Annotated in this window: 11 protein-coding genes and 1 tRNA gene; 6 read left to right on the top strand and 6 right to left on the bottom strand. The window is 60.2% G+C overall.

Going from position 1 to position 14,575, the window contains the following annotated elements; genetic code table 11:
* Positions 1-131 precede the first annotated feature (131 nt).
* Together HGO38_RS11220 and HGO38_RS11215 are read left to right on the top strand one after the other, a co-directional pair.
* Positions 132-368, top strand: a complete 237-nt coding sequence (locus HGO38_RS11220) for a hypothetical protein (RefSeq protein WP_250955953.1) — start codon at positions 132-134, stop codon at positions 366-368.
* A 269-nt stretch (positions 369-637) separates the two neighbouring features.
* Positions 638-2,056, top strand: coding sequence for an efflux transporter outer membrane subunit (locus tag HGO38_RS11215; RefSeq protein WP_250955952.1), 1,419 nt, complete (start codon positions 638-640; stop codon positions 2,054-2,056).
* Between the two features lie 116 nt (positions 2,057-2,172).
* Here HGO38_RS11215 and HGO38_RS11210 read toward each other — a convergent pair whose 3' ends face one another.
* Both HGO38_RS11210 and HGO38_RS11205 read right to left on the bottom strand, forming a co-directional pair.
* Positions 2,173-3,396 carry an acyl-CoA dehydrogenase gene (locus tag HGO38_RS11210; protein WP_250955951.1) on the bottom strand — a complete coding sequence of 408 codons (1,224 nt, stop codon included), beginning with the start codon at positions 3,394-3,396 and terminating at the stop codon, positions 2,173-2,175.
* Between the two features lie 229 nt (positions 3,397-3,625).
* Positions 3,626-4,672, bottom strand: a complete 1,047-nt coding sequence (locus tag HGO38_RS11205) for a calcium-binding protein (protein ID WP_250955950.1) — start codon at positions 4,670-4,672, stop codon at positions 3,626-3,628.
* Positions 4,673-4,892: 220 nt separating this feature from the next.
* Between HGO38_RS11205 and HGO38_RS11200 the strand changes: the two genes are divergently transcribed.
* Complete coding sequence (locus HGO38_RS11200; protein WP_250955949.1) at positions 4,893-6,110, top strand: NAD(P)/FAD-dependent oxidoreductase; 1,218 nt, start codon at positions 4,893-4,895, stop codon at positions 6,108-6,110.
* Positions 6,111-6,119: 9 nt separating this feature from the next.
* Positions 6,120-6,926 carry an aldolase/citrate lyase family protein gene (locus tag HGO38_RS11195; protein WP_250955948.1) on the top strand — a complete coding sequence of 269 codons (807 nt, stop codon included), beginning with the start codon at positions 6,120-6,122 and terminating at the stop codon, positions 6,924-6,926.
* Positions 6,927-6,993: 67 nt separating this feature from the next.
* On the opposite strand, the gene HGO38_RS11190 is transcribed toward HGO38_RS11195, so the two are convergent.
* On the bottom strand, positions 6,994-7,938 hold the full coding sequence (locus tag HGO38_RS11190) for a tyrosine-type recombinase/integrase (RefSeq protein WP_250956011.1): 945 nt from the start codon (positions 7,936-7,938) through the stop codon (positions 6,994-6,996).
* A gap of 353 nt (positions 7,939-8,291) precedes the next feature.
* A complete protein-coding gene (locus HGO38_RS11185) occupies positions 8,292-9,320 on the bottom strand; it encodes a porin (RefSeq protein ID WP_250955947.1) in 1,029 nt (342 codons plus the stop codon).
* Between the two features lie 671 nt (positions 9,321-9,991).
* Here HGO38_RS11185 and HGO38_RS11180 point away from each other — a divergent pair.
* Both HGO38_RS11180 and HGO38_RS11175 read left to right on the top strand, forming a co-directional pair.
* Positions 9,992-10,081: transfer RNA gene (locus tag HGO38_RS11180), tRNA-Ser, on the top strand.
* A 254-nt stretch (positions 10,082-10,335) separates the two neighbouring features.
* Positions 10,336-11,340, top strand: coding sequence for a porin (locus tag HGO38_RS11175; protein ID WP_250955946.1), 1,005 nt, complete (start codon positions 10,336-10,338; stop codon positions 11,338-11,340).
* 99 nt (positions 11,341-11,439) lie between these two features.
* Here the strand turns inward: HGO38_RS11175 and HGO38_RS11170 are convergent, their stop codons facing one another.
* Together HGO38_RS11170 and HGO38_RS11165 are read right to left on the bottom strand one after the other, a co-directional pair.
* Positions 11,440-12,324 (bottom strand): alpha/beta fold hydrolase, encoded by an 885-nt coding sequence (locus tag HGO38_RS11170; protein WP_250955945.1) that lies wholly within the window; start codon positions 12,322-12,324, stop codon positions 11,440-11,442.
* Positions 12,325-12,402: 78 nt separating this feature from the next.
* Positions 12,403-14,472, bottom strand: a complete 2,070-nt coding sequence (locus tag HGO38_RS11165) for a lytic transglycosylase domain-containing protein (RefSeq protein WP_250955944.1) — start codon at positions 14,470-14,472, stop codon at positions 12,403-12,405.
* Positions 14,473-14,575: the final 103 nt, after the last annotated feature.

The raw sequence follows: 14,575 nt of genomic DNA, 5'->3' as shown, positions 1-14,575 counted from the left end.
CTCGCAGGGCCCACATTCGATGCCAAGATCGACCGGCGAATTTGTAACCGCAGCGTCCCGATCGTCGGTCCCAGCCACACGTCTGGTGGATTGACGTCGTGACCTATCTGCATCCAGCGAGAGATACGCCCATGGCACTTGTTAGATTGCGCATCCGCAGCGCCAAGATTACCGCGGCGGCGTTGACGGCGGCGTCGCTTCTGGTTGCCCTGTGTCCTCTGGTCGCAGAACTGACACTGTCGCGCTTTTTAGGCTTGCTGACCGGCGCAAATTTCCTGGCCATGCAGCTTGGCATCCTGTGGTCCTTGCGCAAGAGCATCCCATCGGACCGCATGCTTCAAACATGCCCCGTCCGGCGTGCCAGTTAATGCGACGCGCTGGTCATCACAGTCAGAGGTTTTTCGATCTCGGCGGGGCGTGCCGTTGCCACAGCGGCCAGGCTGCAAAGCGGATTCTGTTGATAAGTCCCTTCAAGCGGAATTCACCCATACTCCGGTTCGTCACTTAAGGGCAGACTGGCACACTGCTGCTCAGTGCCGATTTCTTGCGTTTCATTCAACTGCACCCCGGATATCGCCGCGTTTCAGGCCCCCAAGGAAACGATCGACAGATGTTCGGCCCGCCAAGGTCTCATCATTTGCGAAATCACTGCCTCATCTCACTCGCTCTCATCCCGGTCCTGGCGGCTCTGTCGAGTTGTTCGAATGTCGATGTCTCTCCGCCGCAGATCGACACACCAAGTCACTTTGCCTATGAGGCCCGCAACACCACCCCGGTACGATCCGTCCAGCAGACCTGGTGGGTTGCCTTCAACGATAAAATGCTGTCCCGCTATATCGAAAAAGGGCTTGCAGAGAGCCCGCAGATCCAGCAGGCAAACGCAAGGGTCGAGCAGGCAAAGGCAAATGTCGGGCTGGCGAATTCCAGTCTCCTGCCATCGCTTTCAACAGGTGCAGGCGTTGCCCGAGGCGACAAGTATGGCACCGGCACCTCCCACAGCAGCAAATACACCACGCTGTCGGCGGACTGGGCGGTGGATCTTTTCGGCGGAAACCGCGCCAAGAAGCGAGCCGCGGAAGCCGACCTGGCGTCGGCATTGTCCTCAAAGGACCAGGCCGAGGACAATCTCACCACGTCGATCGCGTCCGCCTATGTCGACATTCGCTACTACCAGAAGCGAATTGACATCGCGCGCTCGACCGTTGCCAACCGAAAGGAAAACCTGAGAACCGTCAACGACAGTCTCGACGCTGGCGAGGCGTCGAACATTCAGGTTGTCAACGGCAGGCAACTGGTGGCGCAGGCCGAAGCGACATTGCCGTCACTGGAGGTTCAGCTGGATTCCTCGATCGCGACCCTCGCGGAGCTGATCGGAGAATCGGTCAACCGGATCAAAGCGGAAGTCTCCCATTCCACCGGGCAGCCCGTCCCGCGTTACAAGATTGGCGCCGGCATTCCGGCCAACGCCATCCGCAACCGTCCGGATGTCAGAATTGCCGAAAGCAATTTCGCATCGGCTGCGGAAAGCATCGGCGTGGCCAAGGCCGCCTTTTATCCAAGCCTGGACCTGTCCGGTTATCTGACGCCGACCGAGATCCTCGACTCAGGCCACGTCAACGTGTGGCTGATGTCCGCCGGTTTGACCGCGCCGATCTTCGACGGTGGGAAGAACAAGGCAAATCTCGCCAATGCGAAGGCCAAACTGGAGGAGGCGCGGGGCGCCTGGCGTTCGGCAGTGCTGTCCGGCATCACCGCGATCGAAAAAGCCTTGGCAGCCTACAACAAGGACGGCGCCAACATCGCAGCCCAGCGAAAGCTGGTTTCGACATCGCAGGAAAGCGTCGAACTGGGCCGCGTGAGCTTCCAGCTGGGAGCAGACCCGATCTCGAACGTGCTGAATACGGAGAAGGACTATCTCGCGGCCCAGGAGGGCCTGTCGGATGCGATCAGACAGCAGGCCTTGCACTATATTACATTGTGCAAGGAAGCCCCGGCAGATCGCGTGGATCATCTGCTTGAACTGCAAGGCACGGACGCAATCGTCGCGAAAAAATAGACGGCAGTGCAAGACCAGTGCAGCTGATCCTCGATCTTTGACAATCGCCTCCAAAAACTAAAGGCCGCGCCCGGAAGATCCCGGCGCGGCCTTTTGCATGGGTCGCCTTATGGCGCTTACTGGAAAGCCTGAAGGCCGGTCTGGGCGCGGCCGAGGATCAGCGCATGAATGTCATGGGTGCCCTCGTAGGTATTGACGGCCTCGAGATTCATCACATGGCGGATCACGCCATATTCGTCGGAAACGCCATTGCCGCCATGCATGTCGCGCGACACGCGGGCTATATCGAGCGCCTTGCCGCAATTGTTGCGCTTCATCAGCGAGATCAGTTCCGCCGGCGCGCGATGCTCGTCGAACATTCGCCCGAGGCGCAAGACGCCCTGCAGGCCGAGCGAGATCTCGGTTTCCATGTCGGCGAGCTTCTTCTGGATCAGCTGGGTGGCGGCCAGCGGCCGGCCGAACTGCTTGCGGTCCAGCGTATACTGGCGCGCCGCATGCCAGCAGAATTCCGCAGCCCCCATGGCACCCCAGGCAATGCCGTAGCGGGCGCGGTTGAGGCAGCCGAACGGACCGGCAAGGCCGGAGACATGCGGCAGCAGATTGTCATCGGGAACGAAGACATCCTGCATCTGGATCATGCCGGTGACCGAGGCGCGCAGCGAGAACTTACCCTCGATCTTCGGCGTCTCCAGACCCTTCATGCCGCGTTCCAGGATGAAACCCTTGATCTTGTTGTCATGGGCATCCGATTTCGCCCAGACGACGGCGACATCGGCGATCGGCGAATTGGTGATCCAGTTCTTGGCGCCGGAGATGAGATAACCGCCATCGACCTTTTTGGCCCGCGTCACCATCGAGGATGGATCCGAGCCATGGTCGGGTTCGGTCAGGCCGAAGCAGCCGACCCATTCGCCGCTGGCAAGCTTGGGCAGGAACTTGGCACGCTGTTCGTCCGTGCCAAAGGCAAAGATCGGATGCATGACCAGCGACGACTGCACCGACATGGCCGAGCGATAGCCCGAATCGATCCGCTCCACTTCGCGCGCCACCAGGCCATAGGCCACGTAATTGGCGCCGACACCGCCGAACTCTTCCGGGATCGTCGGCCCGAGCAGCCCGAGTTCGCCCATTTCCGACATGATCTCGCGATGGAAGATCTCGTGGCGGTTGGCCTCGATCACCCGCGGCGCCAGCTTGTCCTGGCAATAGGCCCGCGCCGTGTCGCGGATCATTCGCTCCTCGTCGCTCAACTGCTCTTCCAGCAGGAACGGGTCTTCCCAGACAAAGGCCGCCATCTTGGCGCGGGCCTGTTCCGGAGTGGCAGGATGATGGTCTGTCATGTCGCGGTCCTTGGATCATCAAAAATCATGGTCTGGCCATTGCTACAACAGCTGACGGTGAAGGAAAAGCCCCAAGATTCCAAGTGTTCAGGAAAATCGATTGAAAGGGGCCGGGTCTGATTTCATTCCAAAATGGAATGAACTGTCGATATCGGCACTGATACGAAAAAGAAAAGCGCCGGATTAGGGTCCGGCGCTTTCGGTTTGTCGGTTACGGGCAGGCGGGCGCTTAGAGAATGAAATCGCTCGCATACATCCGCGTCAGGTCGCTGATGGCGACCTGGAAATCGGACGTGCGGTCGCCATTGATGTCACCCGACAGGATGCCGTCCTTGAAGCGCAGCTCGCCGGCCGAGTCGTTGCTATAGGCGGCCGTGCCGATGAAATCGAACGACTGGTTGCCACTGACGCCGCTATTGGCGTCGATCGCGCTGAGGTTGATCCGATCGTCCTCGCTCCGATAGAAATCGTCGATCGTGTCGCGCGAAGCGCTTCCGGCGCGCGAATCGTTGATCGAATTGAAGTAGAAGGTATCCGCGCCGGTGCCACCCTGTTGGAAATCACGACCGGAATTGCCGTAAAGGCGGTCGTTGCCCGCGTCGCCATAAAGCTTGTCGTTGCCGGAGCCACCATAGAGCTTGTCATTGCCGCTGAAGCCGCGGACCAGGTCAACGCCGGCATCGCCCCACAGCGAGTTGGCGCCGCTCGAGCCGCGCACTGTGTCATTATATCCGGTACCGACCGCATTCTCGATGCTGATGAGGGTCTCTTCCTCTTCATTGGTGGCATAGGCAATCTGATTGCCCAGGTCGATATAGACGCCGGTGCCGCTGAGATCGGCATCATCGTCCTGGGTTTCGTAGCTGATCATGTCCGTGCCGGAGCCGCCATGAAAGGTGTTGTTCCAGCCGACGGAGAAGAAGGAATCATTGCCCGCTTCGCCATTGTAGATGCTCTGGTAGGTCGACACCTGGATGCTGTCATTGCCGTAGCCGGCCCACACTTCGTCGACATAGTTGGTGGCAGTCGAAAAGCCTTCGCCAAAATAGACGTCATTGCCGTCTTCGAGGTAAATCCGGTTGCCGCCCTCGAAATAATTGTAAACGCGGTCCGCGCCTGTGCCGGCTTCGACGTAATTGAAGCCACCATAGCTGCCGCCGACATCAAGATAGATGGTGTCATTGCCGCCATAGGCATAAATATCCACTTCGCGGGACGAGTAATTGGATTGCCGAATAGTGTTATTCGAGTTGGTGCCGACAATTTCAGTAGCCATGGTGGGGTCTCCCGTTGCTTTCCGTCCCGGACGAATTGTTCGATGTTGTAATATTGATCTTTGTTGTCTGAACAAGGGCTGAACGGTGGAAAAAACGTGGTTGCCGGGTTTCGGTTCCCTGTGCTTGACGGGGCAGGACCTTGGCGGTAGGCCTTCGGGGGCAAAGGCAAGGCGGACGGCCCGTGCTTGCCAACGGTTTTTGACACCCCAGGAGCATCACGTGACGGGCAGACTGGTTATCATCGGGGCCGGGCAGGCGGGTTTTGCCCTTGCCGCCAGATTGCGGGCACTGAAGGACGATCGGCCGATCACCATCCTGGGCGCCGAGAGCGAACTGCCTTACCAGCGACCGCCGCTGTCGAAAAAATACCTGCTCGGCGAAATGAGCTTTGACCGACTGCTGTTCCGTGCATCCGAATGGTATGCAGAGCATAATGTCGAGATACGTCTGTCGGCCTGGGTCGAGGACATCGATCGGGCCGGCAAGACGGTTGTCCTGCAGGATGGCTCGTCTGTAGCCTACGACACGCTGGCGATCGCCACGGGGGCTTCGCCCCGGCAATTGCCGGCGGCCATCGGCGGCGATCTCGACGGGGTTTTCGTGGTGCGCGACAAGCGCGATGCCGATCGTCTGACGGAGGAAATGCGGCCCGGACGGCGCGTGCTGATCATCGGCGGCGGTTATATCGGCCTGGAAGCCGCAGCCGTCGCCCGCCATCTTGGCCTGGAAGTCACCCTGATCGAAATGGCGGAGCGCATCCTGCAACGGGTTGCCGCCAAGGAGACCGCGGATTTCATGCGGGCCATTCATCTGCAGCATGACGTGGTCATCCGCGAAGGCACCGGCCTGGTGCGGCTGATCGGCGAGAATGGCAAGGTGACGGCGGCCGAGCTGTCCGATGGCTCGGTGCTCGACGTCGATTTCGTCATCGTCGGCATCGGCGTCTCGCCGAATGATCGGCTGGCCAAGCAGGCCGGGCTCGATGTTGCCAATGGCATCGTCGTCGATGCCTTCGCCCGAACCTCCGATGCTGCGATCTTTGCCATGGGCGATTGCACGGTGCTGCCCTGGAAAGGTCAGATGATCCGGCTGGAATCCGTGCCCAATGCCGTCGATCAGGCGGAGGCCGCCGCAGCCGTGATGACCGGCGGCACCGAACCCTATGAGGCGAAACCCTGGTTCTGGTCGGACCAATACGACGTGAAGCTGCAGATCGCCGGTTTCAATCTCGGCTATGACGAGACCCTGCTGCGGCCAGGCACACGGCCGGGCAGCGCCTCGGTCTGGTATTTCCGCAACGGCCAATTCATCGCCGTCGACGCCATCAACGATGCCAAGGCCTATGTGACCGGCAAGAAGCTGCTGGACCAGGGCCGTGAGCCCGACCGCGCCATTCTGGCGGACGCCGCAGCCGACCTGAAATTGCTTTTAGCGTGAGTATCTGCCATGCCCGTTCCTGAAAACCGCTTCAAGACGGCCATTCGCGGCGGCCGCCCGCAGATCGGCCTCTGGCTCGATATGGCCGACGCGCTGGCGGCCGAGATTGCCGGCCATGCCGGTTTCGACTGGCTGGTGATCGATGGCGAACACGGGCCGAACGATCTGCGCAGCATTCTGGCGCAATTGCAGGCCCTGTCTCAGTCCACGGCTGAACCGGTGGTTCGCGCGCCGGTCGGCGAGACCTGGGTGATCAAACAATTGCTCGATATCGGCGCCCGCACGCTGCTGATCCCGATGGTCGATTCGGCCGAGCAGGCCGAAGCCATGGTCCGCGCCGTGCGTTATCCGCCGAACGGCACTCGCGGCGTCGGCGCCGCCGTGGCCAGGGCGTCCGCCTTCAATACGATCCCCGATTATGCCGACACGGCCTCCGACGGCATCTGCCTGCTGGTCCAGGCCGAGAGCCGGGCGGCCATCGCCGATCTGGAAAATATCGCCGCCGTCAATGGCGTGGATGGCGTGTTCATCGGCCCGGCCGATCTGGCCGCTGATATGGGCTATCTCGGCCGCATGGAGGCGCCGGAAGTCCAGGCGGTGATCGAAAAGGCGATCGGCACCATCGTCAAGTCAGGCAAGGCCGCCGGTATCCTGACCTTCAGCGAAACGCTGAACCGTCGCTATATCGAGCTGGGCGCCAGCTTCGTGGCGGTTGGCGCCGATGTCACCGAATTTGCCGGCGCCCTTCGCCATTTGTCGGACCGCTACCGGGACGGTGCCGGCCCATCGCCGATCAAGGCCAAGGCCGGCTACTAAACGCACGCCACGTGATCTTCGCGTAGAGCATCCGCAAATAGTGCGGCGCGAGCGAGCGTGAAAGGCGTCAGTTGACCGATTTTTCGGACATGCGTTCCAGCACGGGAACGCACATGTCGAGGTCATGCGAGGCCAGATGCGCATACCGCATGGTCATCGACAGGGTCTGGTGGCCGAGCCACATCTGCACGCGGCGGATGTCAATGCCGCCCTGCACCAGGCGGGAGGCGCAGGTATGGCGCAGGATATGCGGAACCACGTCCTTGTCGTCGCCAAGGCCGATCTCTTCCTTGGCCTCGTTCCAGGCGGCGCGAAAGCGCTGCTGCTGGATGCTGCTGAACGGGCCGATATTGCGCTTGTCGGAGGCTTTGATGGCGGCGTTGGAGCGGGCGGTGAGGGGAACGGAACGGCTGCGGCCGGATTTCGTCACCCAGAAGGTGGCGCGCTTGTCCGTCACGTCGTTCCAGCGCAGGCCGAGACCTTCGCTGAGGCGTGCACCGGTATCGACCAGAAAGATGCAGAAACGCGCGTAAAGTTCGGATTTGGCGCGGATCGCCGCAAACAGCTCCGCCTCTTCCTCGATTTCGAGAAAGCGGATGCGTCCGGACTTTTCCTTCTGTCGACTGAATTCGGGCAGACTGACGACGTCACCCATCTTATTGGCCTTTCGCAGCAATTTGCTGAGCGCCGCCAACTTTCGATTGATCGTGGCGTTGCTATTACCGCGCTTGCGCAATTTCCCGATGAGATCGTCGAGCATGTCCTGGGAGAAAACCGAGAAGGTCGGGTCCGGAAGCAGGTCGTTCAACTCGCCGATGAAGTTGGTCACATTGTATTTGTGACTCCCCGGCGCCCATAGGATATCGCCATAGCGCTCGAACAGGACTTTCAACGACGTGTCTTTGACGATGCCGATCGGGCCCGACAGCGAATACTGGTAATTCAGCCTGTAACCGGCCGATTCGCTGTTCAAATGGACGCTGGTACGCGCGTCACTTTTCAAGGCTTCAATACGATCCAAGACACAACTCCTTCACTTCCGGCGTGACTATGAAGTCAACACAACCAGAATGTAAAGGACAAAAATTCGTCGTCAACGTAAACGCAAGCAGAACTCGCATTAACGATCCGTAATGATTCAAGATCTACTGAGAATAAATTCTAGCGCGTCGCTGAACTCCTAAGAAATACTGACGATATAAAGGATTATACCGAAGTAGTTCTGTGAGTCAACGATAAAAAACGATATCGTTTCGCAAATAAACCGGCCCAGGATGCCGATTTTAACCTCTACGCCGAAAGGCGGAGAGGGACCCCGCGACTGGCGCGGGGTCCCCGATGGTGCGTTTCCAAGTCAAGCTAGACTTAGAAAGAACGCTGAAGGCGTACAAAGCCTTCCCAGTTGTTGTCGTCGCCGCCGTCTTCGTCGACGTACTGAGCGCTGAGCTTGGTGGTCAGGCCTTCAGCGATCGTGTAGTCGACCGTAAGACCGGCCTTCCACATGTCACGGCTGCCGGTGAAGTCGCCATCGGCGTCAACATCCAGGGTGTTCCAGTACTGGAAGCCCGGGGTCAGCGAGATCTTGTCGGTGATCTTGGCAGCGTACTGAGCAGCAATCGTCCACTCGGAAACGTCGTAGTAGGCATTTTCACCGGTGGAGTAGATGCCGGCAACGCCGAGGGCGCCAGGACCAACTTCAGCTTCGAGCTTTACGCGAACTGCACCGTTTTCTTCGGCGAAGTCGTATGCGCCGAGCAGTTCAGCGGTAACCGGGCCAAACGAGCCGGTAACCTGAGCTTCGAGGCCGATGCCGTCGTTGCCCTTGTAGGCGCTGGTGAAGCCTTCGGTGTAGGTCTTGGAAAGCTCGTCAACGAAAACACCAAAGGTGAAGGCGTCGGAAGCGTATTCGTAACCAGCCGAGTTGATGCGGTTCGAGCCGAGATCATCGGTTTCGCCCGACAGATCGTTGTCCCAGTAGTTGTACATGTAGCCGACCTTGAAGCCGCCTGCAGTGATGTAGGCTTCGTCGATTTCGAAGCTGCCGCCGTCGCCGTCGCCGTCGGCCCAAGCGCGGATGCCGATGTAGGAGCCGATCGTGCCGATTTCAGAGTCGTTCTTGGCTTCGATGTTGATCTTGGCGCGAGTACGAGCGTTCAGCGAGAAATCGTCGTCGCCGCTGGTTTCAGCAAATTCGAGCTGTGTACGGACGTAACCGCTGATCTTGAGGCAGGTCTCGGTGCCGGGGATGTAGAAGTAGCCAGTGCCGAAAGCGTCGCAAACGCGAACGTATTCCATGGGCTCGGGCTCAACAGCGACGATAGCGTCGGCAGCCTGAGCGCCAGATACTGCTGCGAGAGCGGCAGCGGAGCCGAGAAGTAGGCTCTTGATGTTCATATTGACCTCCAGTCAAGTTTCGTAAGGGTCTGGGTTCTTTGGCTGAAGGACAGCATTCCCTGCCCCATCCCCGTCGGTTTCAGAAGACGGACGATCCACCGCCTCGCTTCCGAGATTGAAAATACAAAACGTGGCCCGTCATGCAATCACCAAACCACGATAAGGAATGAAATCCACGCCCTTCCCAAAAGTCTGTTGCTGAAAGGACACAAACTGGGCGCCGGGCCGGGGCAAAGGTTTACAGATCCTTAAGAAAAGCCTTTTGAAATCAGCACTTAACGCAGGGGATCAGCAGGGGCATCGGCCCTTAAGTCCCGGATTCCGACGATTCGAGCCCGGTTTCCAAGGGGTTTGCACCAGAGCTGTCGCAAGGGCATGCTCAATTTTGGGACGATGCACAGCCTTGAGCCGGCCAGTCATGGTGGGTTCGCCCGCACGATTCGTCATTTCCCCTTGGTGCGAGTCGGATGATGGCCCGTGTCCAGGCGATTGTCGGGCGGCGGCACGGCCATTTGGGAGATGGTCGTGCCCCTCTATACAGACACCTCTCTATATAGAGGCTTCCTGGGCATGCAGACGCGGCATCCGGCGGACCCGGTTCCCCTGTAAAATGTGCAGCACGGAGAAAAGCCCTTGCAATCGCTGTAACGAGTGAATAATCAGGCCGGACCGGAGAGGTGGCCGAGTGGTCGAAGGCGCTCCCCTGCTAAGGGAGTATACCCGGAAGGGTATCGTGGGTTCGAATCCCATCTTCTCCGCCATTCATGGCTTTTGTTGAGTATTGGTGATGCCGCGCGGGGTTCCGACGCGGCATCTTTCGTTTTTGGGTTTTGGCGCCTTCCTCATGTTGCCTGCGGTTCGCCGGACTTCGATACCCATGACTGCGCGCCAGGCTGCGTTTTTCAGAAAAGCCCGATCGCCAGCTCATCGCTAAAACCATATAAGATATTGAATAGAAATAGAAAAGTTCCGTTTATTCGCTCCCTGTCAGGATGAAACTTGACTGGAGGTCAATATGAACATCAAGAGCCTACTTCTCGGCTCCGCTGCCGCTCTCGCAGCAGTATCTGGCGCTCAGGCTGCCGACGCTATCGTCGCTGTTGAGCCCGAGCCCATGGAATACGTTCGCGTTTGCGACGCTTTCGGCACTGGCTACTTCTACATCCCCGGCACCGAGACCTGCCTCAAGATCGGCGGCGAAATTCGCGCGACGATTTATGCCAACGAAACTGCGGTGACTGATGATGGCGACGATTGGGAGAGCGAAGTACGCGCTCGTCTGACCGTTGAAGCCAAGAACGATTCGGAACTCGGCACGATCGCTTCTTACATCCGTATCCAGGCAACTCAGAGTGCTGCACTCGACCGCGCTGCTGTCGTTCTGGATCAGGCCCACATTACTGTTGGCGGCTTCAAGGTCGGTCGCTCGCTGACCTGGGCTGATGACTGGGGTCTGGAAGGCGAGTCGGATGGCTTCTTCAACAACGCCAAGTTCAACATGATGTCCTACACCTACGCCACCGACGCATTCACGGTTGGCCTCGGTATCGACGATCTGTCTGACATTTACGTCGGCAACGAAGTTGGTCTCGAAGGCGTGGTTTCGGGCTCGTTCGGCGCGGCCACTGTCACTGTCAACGGCGTTTACGACTTCGCTGACGAAGAAGGTGGGATCGGTGGTGTGCTGACGGCTGATATCGGCCCGGGCACGCTCGGTATCGCTGGAGCCTGGGCTTCTGGCTACGCGACCGGCTACGACTTCGCGGCCGAGTGGACTGTTGGTGCAGCTTACACCTTCAAGGCAACCGACAAGCTGAAGATCACTCCGCAGGTTATGTATTACGGTGATGTGGCAGACTCTGGCGTGTTCACGTCTGACGACGCCTGGGCCGCCGACCTCTACATCGAATACGCTCTGGCTGAAGGCCTGAAGGCTTCGGCTGATATCCGCTATGTCGACGTTGACGGCAGCGACGACGGCAACTGGGATGGCTTCGTTCGCCTGACCCGTTCGTTCTAATTCGATCTGACGATCGGATTAAGAGAAGCCCGGCTTTCGAGCCGGGCTTTTTCGGTATGGGCTGATGGGGTGGCTTGGGATGATCCGCTGTCGGGTCGTTCAGACGATCGGCGCCAGGAAATCGCGGATCCGCTCGGGAACCTCCCCCAGATGCAGGATCGGCGCATGGCCCTGGCCGGCAGCAGTCACGACTTTCATCGCGCCATGCCGCTCCGCCATCGACTGCAGCGTCTCCGCCGACAGCAGCGCGGAATTCGCGCCGCGAATCGTCATCAGCGGGATGGGGCGAAAACCGTCGAACTGCGCCCAGAGGTCCGGCAGCGGTTGACTGAGATCGGCCGCCGCCAGCGCTTCCGCGATCGCCGGATCGAAATCGGCGCGCAACTGGCCGTCCGTCTCCCGGTAGATGGCCTCTGCCATGTCGCGCCAGTCCTGGTCCGAAAGGCTTGAGAAGCTGGTGCCGTGCGTCTCTTTCAGAATTTTCGCCGCATCGTCCCTGTCGCGCGGCAGCCGTTCGCGGCCCAGATAGGCCTGGATCTGCCGCAGGCCGGCAAGCTCGATGACCGGGCCGATATCGTTGAGAATGACCGCAGCCAGCAGGTCCGGCTTCATGCCAGCCAGGAGATGCAGGGTCAGCCCGCCGCGCGATGTGCCGATAAAGGCCGCGCGAGTCACGCCGAGCGCGGCGCAGACCGCGATCACATCGCCGGCCTCGACCACGAGATTGTAGCGGCTCTTGTCGCTGTCCCAGTCGGAAAGCCCGCGGCCGCGATAATCGATCGCAATCACGCGGCGCGGCAGGCTGCTGTCTGTGGACAGAAGTTCGGCCAGCTGGTGAAAATCGCGGCTGTTGCGGCTGAGGCCGGGCAGGCAAATGACCGGCAGGCCCGGATGGTGGCTGCCATAGTCCCTGAGAGAGAGTCTCAAACCGTCATCGGTCGTGACATGGCGCTCGATGAAACCGCTTTTGGACATATCCGACATTCCTGATTGCCTCCGCTGTCTTGTGCAGAAGCTTAGCCGATGTCGCATTCCGTGCAACAGCGAGCATGGTCCGTACGATCAGCGGCCGTAGCGCAGGTCGTGCTCGATGCCCGCTGTCTGGCCAAGCCTTGTCTTGTAGATCTGGTAGTTCTCCATCACCCGCTGCACATAGTTTCGCGTTTCGGGGAAGGGGATGCGTTCGACCCAGTCGACGACCTCGTCGATCGATTTTCCGCGCGGATCGCCGTAACGGTTGATCCATTCCGGCACGCGGCCGGGCCCGGCATTATAGGCGATGAAGGTCAGGATGTAGGAGCCGCCGAACTTGTCGATCTGCTCGCCGAGATAATGGGCGCCAAGCGTTGCATTATAACCGGCATCGCGGGTCAGCTTTTCCGGCGCATAGGCCAGGCCATGCCGGCTCGCCACGCCCTTGGCCGTTCCGGGCATCAGCTGCAGCAGACCGCGGGCATCGGCCGGCGACACGGCAGCGGGGTTGAAGGCGCTTTCCTGGCGGGCGATCGCATAGGCCAGCGCCTTGCCGGAGCCGCCGATATCGGCCGTGCCCGGAATGACGCCGATCGGAAAGGCCAGCGCCGGCACGTCGATGCCGCGACCATAGGCGATCTTGCCGATCTGCAGCGATAGCTGATGGTCGCCGGTCTTTTCCGCCTTGGCGGTCAAAAGTGCCAGTTCGCCGGGGCTCTGCAGCTGTTCGGCCAGCGCCCGGTAGAGGCTGCCCCCCCGCCAGGCATGACCGGCGGTCTCGTATCGGCCGATCGCCTGCACCGCTTCGCGATTGGCAAACCGCTGCCGATCCTCGCTGCTGGGCTGCGGATAGGGGATCTGGATGCCGGCCCGCTTGATGCGGGCGGCCGCCAATTGGCCGTAATAGGTGCTGGCAAAACTGGCGGCCTTGGTAAAATGCTCGCGGGCGCGGGCCTGGTCGCCGCCGGCTTCCTCGGCGCGGCCCAGCCAGTACCAGGCGCGCGATGCCGAGAGCGGCCGGTTCGAGGCCTGCAGGATTTTTGCGAAATGTGTCGCTGCCGCCTTGCTGTCGTTCAATCCGCGCAACGCATACCAGCCGGCATGAAATTCGGCATCGACGATATCGACCGGCTCAGTCGCTGCATGTTGGGCTGCCACCTGATAGGCCGCCTTGAACTTGCCGAGATCGGCAAGACCGCGCGCCACGATGCGCCGCTCGTTCCACCATTCGGACGTATTGACCAGCGTGTCCGCATCGCGCGGCGCCTTGGCCAGTAGCTTGGCGGCCTCTTCGAATTTGTCCTGCCGGCGCAGATATTCGATCTGCGAAAACAGATAGGCAGGATCCGACGTCCAGCCGGCATCGACCGCTTTCAGAAGAGCGCCGGCCTTGGAGGATTGGCCGAGCACCGCGCTCCAGGCATTGTAGAGCGATTGCGCCTTGCCGAGCGTCGAGAATCGCTTGGCCTGGGTCACCCGGCCGCGATACATCAGATAATCCATCCGCGCCTTGTGGTCGGCGGATGTCAGCAGATCGGAAAATTCGCCGAGGATCTTGTCTTCCATGGCCGTGTCGAGCGCATCGCGCCGCCACACCGTGCCCAGCATCTTGGCAGCATCGCGGCTCTTGCCGACCGATTGCAGGGCCCGCGCCAGCACGAGCGCGCCTTCCGGGGTCTCAGGTGTGGTCGCCCCGAACGCCGACAGAACGTCGTCCGCCCTTGGGTTTTCGCGGTAAAGCGCCCGCTCGGAATTGGCGCGGAAGGCCGCAATGCCGGGCCAGCCCTTCAATTCCCCCTGCGCCGCGGTGATTTCGCGGGAGGGAATGTCGCGGAGCCCCGACATGGCGATCGAAAAGGTCAGCATATGCCGGTCGAGCGTGTCGGGCATGCGGTCGCGGATCGCAAGGGCTACAGCACCCTGCTTGTTGGACAGCGCGTCGAGCCCGGCTTTGAGTTGCGGGCTTGCCGCCGGCAGCCGCGATGTGCGCGGAATGGTGCCGGTGATTTCAAAGGAGGGGGCAGTGTCTGGCAGCGGTGCGGAAAGGCCGGGCTTCGACAAGGGCAAGGGAACAAGCGTCTCTGCGCGCAAGTCGTCCGCGCCGCCGGAAGCGGCAAGGCCGATGCCGAGCGCGGAGGCCAAGAGATAGATCCTTCTCATGCGCGAGCCCTTGGAAAAACGAAACCCCTTCCATTAGCAGGATAAGAAATTAACGAAACCTTACCATAATGCATCGAATACAGGCTTTTACCGCGGCGCGTTC

This window comes from Rhizobium sp. CG5 (genome assembly GCF_023701945.1).
Lineage (GTDB): Bacteria > Pseudomonadota > Alphaproteobacteria > Rhizobiales > Rhizobiaceae > Allorhizobium.
The sequence above is the reverse complement of the archived record's forward strand: the minus strand, read 5'-3'. Positions and strand labels throughout refer to the sequence as shown.

Bases quoted from the DNA above. Each gene is read 5' to 3' on its own strand.
- HGO38_RS11165 (WP_250955944.1), bottom strand. From the start codon at position 14,472: ATGAGAAGGATCTATCTCTTGGCCTCCGCGCTCGGCATCGGCCTTGCC.
- HGO38_RS11185 (WP_250955947.1), bottom strand. From the start codon at position 9,320: ATGAACATCAAGAGCCTACTTCTCGGCTCCGCTGCCGCTCTCGCAGCA.
- HGO38_RS11210 (WP_250955951.1), bottom strand. From the start codon at position 3,396: ATGACAGACCATCATCCTGCCACTCCGGAACAGGCCCGCGCCAAGATG.
- HGO38_RS11175 (WP_250955946.1), top strand. From the start codon at position 10,336: ATGAACATCAAGAGCCTACTTCTCGGCTCCGCTGCCGCTCTCGCAGCA.
- HGO38_RS11170 (WP_250955945.1), bottom strand. From the start codon at position 12,324: ATGTCGGATATGTCCAAAAGCGGTTTCATCGAGCGCCATGTCACGACC.
- HGO38_RS11205 (WP_250955950.1), bottom strand. From the start codon at position 4,672: ATGGCTACTGAAATTGTCGGCACCAACTCGAATAACACTATTCGGCAA.
- HGO38_RS11220 (WP_250955953.1), top strand. From the start codon at position 132: ATGGCACTTGTTAGATTGCGCATCCGCAGCGCCAAGATTACCGCGGCG.
- HGO38_RS11195 (WP_250955948.1), top strand. From the start codon at position 6,120: ATGCCCGTTCCTGAAAACCGCTTCAAGACGGCCATTCGCGGCGGCCGC.